Origin of the sequence: Serratia sp. 506_PEND (assembly GCF_001076875.1) — a bacterium.
Classification (GTDB): Bacteria; Pseudomonadota; Gammaproteobacteria; order Enterobacterales; family Enterobacteriaceae; genus Serratia; species Serratia marcescens.
In genome coordinates this window covers 1-1482 of record NZ_JVEL01000376.1, presented here as the reverse complement: position 1 = coordinate 1482, position 1482 = coordinate 1, and the positions used below count along the sequence as shown (strand labels likewise).

The 1482-nt window shown below is 51.6% G+C and carries 3 protein-coding genes and 1 pseudogene; all 4 read right to left on the bottom strand.

Annotated elements, in window-relative coordinates; all coding sequences use genetic code 11:
* Positions 1 to 81 precede the first annotated feature (81 nt).
* Positions 82 to 525: a Mor transcription activator family protein gene (locus ADK28_RS12700; RefSeq protein ID WP_048795809.1), complete on the bottom strand. Its 444-nt coding sequence runs from the start codon at positions 523 to 525 to the stop codon at positions 82 to 84.
* A complete protein-coding gene (locus tag ADK28_RS12695; RefSeq protein WP_048795808.1) occupies positions 522 to 926 on the bottom strand; it encodes a gp16 family protein in 405 nt (134 codons plus the stop codon). The genes ADK28_RS12700 and ADK28_RS12695 overlap by 4 nt, the downstream gene beginning before the upstream one ends.
* Entirely contained in the window at positions 868 to 1164 is a 297-nt protein-coding gene (locus ADK28_RS31560; RefSeq protein ID WP_152929696.1) for a hypothetical protein, read from the bottom strand. Before ADK28_RS31560 ends, ADK28_RS12695 begins: the two co-directional genes overlap by 59 nt.
* 95 nt (positions 1165 to 1259) lie before the next feature.
* Positions 1260 to 1482, bottom strand: a pseudogene (locus ADK28_RS32725) (hypothetical protein); the annotation flags it as partial.

Genomic DNA, 1482 nt, shown 5'->3' with positions numbered 1-1482 from the left:
AAAAACCCTCGTAAGTTGACGAGGGTTATTGTGTTTTTTTTACTGAATACGGAAGAGTGGAACAAGGTGAGAGGGAAAACCTCAATCAAACGGTAATTGCGGTTGATCCAGCGCTTGCAGTTTCCGATTGGCAATCACCTTCATTGCTTGCTTGTAGGTGACCTTATGTCGGGGGCACAACTGAGTCAGCGCCATCAGTACCGACTCTCCCTGATCGCGCAGTGCGTCAAACTCAGCCAAAAACTGACGCCAGAAATACTCTCGCAGGGCACGATAGCAGTTGGGAATATAAATCTCCTCACCACCAAATGCACTCATTAATTTGAGGGTGTTTTCTTCACCTATAGCTTGACGCAACATATCCAACCTAACATCACCTCGCGCAAGAATTCCTTTGTTTACCGGCATTGGCACGCCACCTAATGCCTCAACCAGATCCATGGTAGCCTCAAGTCCAATAACATCAACCAGGGCCAGCGCAGAGTCTGGCAACAAATCGCGGATACCATCATAGACCTGGATCATGTCGGCCTCCCGTTGCGCTTGGCATCATACTGGAGAGCATTCATCACCGCGATCAGTTGCTTGGTCGTGAGCCACTCAAGCTTCTGCTGGTCGAACATGCGCTTACCCATCGCCTCCGCATAGGCCCACTTGCGGTTAGCCTCCGCCAGCAAGGCTTCAATTTTGGCCAGTATTGCCTTGTGCCCCTTCGCCACGCCGGGCCTCCGGCCATGTTTTAGAGTGGGTTTACGCACAAACCCCTTATCTTTCATGTACCCCAGCACGCGCTCCAACTCGGCATCGGTACAGTTTTTGGCACTACATTTACCGGTGAGGCGTGCCAGCACCCCCCGGTAAGTCTCATCATCCCACGCTAGATTCGTCTTCCCCACGTGGATCAGTTTTATCAGGAGTGCTTTCATTATTGCTCTCCTCGTCCTGTTCGGTATCCCTGAACCGATACACAAAGGCATACAGCGCGACAGCCAGGAACACGGATGCGGTGTAGATCCCCACGTGAAGTGCCAGGTGCCCGGCAAAAATCAATGCGAGGACGATCCCGGCGATCACCGCCAGCCAGTTTTTCCGTGAGAGCAATATGCAAGACCACGACACACACCCAACATAGAACACGACTGCACCAACCATCGAATCGAACATAGTTATTCCTAGTTTGTTTAACGTGATTAAACGTTATCGACGGTAGCGGGTCATTGGCAATGTTATGCAAAATTAACAGGCTGTTATGCTCAATTTTACTCATCACATTCACTCCGGTATGACGCGCCAAAAGTAACAATAGGATGTTGTTGTCCATCGGCCCCCTGGTAATAGCCGATGATATTCTTATCACGCGGCCAGGTGATCTCCACCGGCTCCAAATGCTCCACTGATACGCCACCGGAGCGGTCATTGACCCGCACTACGACCTCGCCGCCCCCCAACGCCCAGGCTTCTGAGCGGCTAATCACCTGACAG

Bases quoted from the DNA above. Each gene is read 5' to 3' on its own strand.
- ADK28_RS12700 (WP_048795809.1), bottom strand. From the start codon at position 525: ATGATCCAGGTCTATGATGGTATCCGCGATTTGTTGCCAGACTCTGCG.
- ADK28_RS12695 (WP_048795808.1), bottom strand. From the start codon at position 926: ATGAAAGCACTCCTGATAAAACTGATCCACGTGGGGAAGACGAATCTA.
- ADK28_RS31560 (WP_152929696.1), bottom strand. From the start codon at position 1,164: ATGTTCGATTCGATGGTTGGTGCAGTCGTGTTCTATGTTGGGTGTGTG.